Origin of the sequence: Acidiphilium sp. PM, from assembly GCF_000219295.1 — a bacterium.
GTDB lineage: Bacteria > Pseudomonadota > Alphaproteobacteria > Acetobacterales > Acetobacteraceae > Acidiphilium > Acidiphilium multivorum.
The window spans coordinates 1-2,158 of record NZ_AFPR01000473.1 but is presented as its reverse complement, the minus strand read 5'-3'; the positions used below and the strand labels follow the sequence as shown (position 1 = coordinate 2,158).

Here is a 2,158-nt window from a genome sequence, read left to right as displayed (position 1 = left end):
GGGCGGGCACGCGCAGCAGCTGATCGCCGGCGCCCTCGCCAATTTCGGCGCGCTGCTCGCCGGGGATCCCACCATGCGCGCGCGCATTTCCGCCGGCGCGGGCATGGTCGTCACCCGCCTGCTGCCGGGGGCGCAGGCCGAGATCGCCGGGTTCATCGGCCGCGTGATCGGCAACTGGGACGCCGCGACGATCACCGAGCGGCTGGAACTGCGCGTCGGCAAGGACCTGCAATATATCCGCGTCAACGGCACGCTGGTCGGCTTCCTGATCGGCGGGCTGATCTTCCTTGTCCTGCATTTCGGATTTCACCAGCCGGGGTAAGCATGCACATCCACATCCAGGAATTCGCCGACAGCCCCTATCTCAAGCTGACGGCGGCCGAATTTCACGAGGCCGCCGCGCTGGCCGGCGGGATCGGCGAGGGGCATACGCTGACCGTGGGCGAGAGCGAGGCGGAGTTCGCCGCCGCGGCACCCGGGATCGAGGCGCTGATCGCCACCCCCGCCGCGATCCGCCGGCTCGACCTCTCGATCGCGCCGAAGCTGCGGCTGATCCAGTCCACCTCCGCCGGCGTCGACCCGCTCGCCCCGTTCGACATGATCCCCGACGGGGTGATGCTGCTGAACAATCGCGGCGTGCATGCCGACCGCGCCGGCGAGTTCGCGATCATGGCGATGCTGATGCTGGCGACCCACATGCCCGCCTTCGCGACCGACCAGCGGGCGCATCGCTGGCAGCGCCGGTCCTCCGGCACGGTGGCCGGCATGCGGGCGACGATCGTCGGCGTCGGCGGGCTCGGCGGCGGCGCGGCGCGGCGGGCGCGGCAGTTCGGCATCCATGTCACCGGCGTGCGCAACGGCGCCGCGCCGCACCCCGATTGCGACGCGACGCGGCCGGTCGGCGATCTCGACCTGATCCTGCCGCACACCGATTTCCTGCTGCTGACCTGCCCGCTCACCGCGGCGACGCGCAACCTGCTCGATGCGCGGCGGCTGGCGCTGCTGCCGCCGCATGCCGGGGTGATCAACATGGGCCGCGGCGCGCTGGTCGATCAGCCGGCACTCTGTGCCGCGCTGCGCGCGGGCAGCATCGCCGGCGCGGTGCTCGACGTGTTCACGACCGAGCCGGTGCCGCCGGACGATCCGGTGTGGGACACGCCGAACCTGGTCATGACGCCGCATATCTCGTCGGACGATCCGGCGCGCTACAACGCGGCGACGCTGGCCAGCTTCTTCGCCGCGTTGCGGGCGCTCGCCGCCGGGCGCGTCCCGGCCACGCTGGTCGATTTCGCGAGAGGCTACTGAGGCGCGTGGCGGGCGCCGAACAGCGCCGAGCCGACGCGCACCTCGGTCGCCCCGCAGGCGATCGCGGTCTCGAAATCGTCGGACATGCCGATCGAGCGCACCGGCAGCCCGTGCGTGTCGGCCATGGCGACGAGGGTGCGGAAATGCGGCACGGGGTCCTCGCCAAGCGGGGGAATCGCCATCAGCCCCTGCAACCGCTCGCCGAACCGGGCGCGCATCGCGCGGATGAAGCCATCCGCCTCGGCCGGGCTCACCCCGGCCTTCTGCGGCTCGTCGCCGACATTCACCTGCACCAGCAGCCGCGGCATCCGCCCGGCGCGCTCGGCCGCCGCCGCCAGCGCATCCGCCAGTTTCGGCCGGTCGAGCGAATCGATACAGTCGAACAGCGCCACCGCCTCGCGCGCCTTGTTGGTCTGCAACGGCCCGATCAGGTGCAGCGCGAGGCCCGGATGCGCCGCGCGCAGGAGCGGGAACTTCGCCGCCGCCTCCTGCACCCGGTTCTCGCCGAACACGAGTTGCCCGGCGGCGAGTGCCGCCTCGATCGCCGCGACCGGCTTGGTTTTCGACACCGCGATGAGCGTGACCGCGCGTCCCTGCGCGGCCGTGGCGATGCGCGCGCGGATGGAATCGAGGGCGGGCCTGATCGTCTCGGGGCTGATCGTCTCGGGGCTGAATTCGCTCATGGATGAACAACTGATCGCGGCGGCGCGGGCGGTCAAGCGGCGCCGTCGCTGCCGCCACCCCACGCTCTGGCTGTTCACCGATCGGGCCCGATTGCCCGACCCGCTCGGCGCGATCGCCCGCCTGCCGCCGGGACTCTCCGGCGTGGTGCTGCGCGACGATGCGGCGCCGG

3 protein-coding genes are annotated in these 2,158 nt (G+C 72.4%); 2 read left to right on the top strand and 1 reads right to left on the bottom strand.

The annotated features are described in order from the left end of the window. Positions 1 to 322: DUF445 family protein (locus tag APM_RS14605; RefSeq protein WP_007424145.1), on the top strand; the 322-nt coding region annotated here is incomplete at its 5' end. Positions 323 to 324: 2 nt separating this feature from the next. Then, on the top strand, positions 325 to 1,305 hold the full coding sequence (locus APM_RS14600; RefSeq protein ID WP_007424144.1) for an NAD(P)-dependent oxidoreductase: 981 nt from the start codon (positions 325 to 327) through the stop codon (positions 1,303 to 1,305). On the opposite strand, the gene APM_RS14595 is transcribed toward APM_RS14600, so the two are convergent. Beyond that, positions 1,299 to 1,988, bottom strand: a complete 690-nt coding sequence (locus tag APM_RS14595) for a YggS family pyridoxal phosphate-dependent enzyme (protein ID WP_039888916.1) — start codon at positions 1,986 to 1,988, stop codon at positions 1,299 to 1,301. The genes APM_RS14600 and APM_RS14595 overlap by 7 nt on opposite strands. Positions 1,989 to 2,158 lie beyond the last annotated feature (170 nt).

Bases quoted from the DNA above. Each gene is read 5' to 3' on its own strand.
- APM_RS14600 (WP_007424144.1), top strand. From the start codon at position 325: ATGCACATCCACATCCAGGAATTCGCCGACAGCCCCTATCTCAAGCTG.
- APM_RS14595 (WP_039888916.1), bottom strand. From the start codon at position 1,988: ATGAGCGAATTCAGCCCCGAGACGATCAGCCCCGAGACGATCAGGCCC.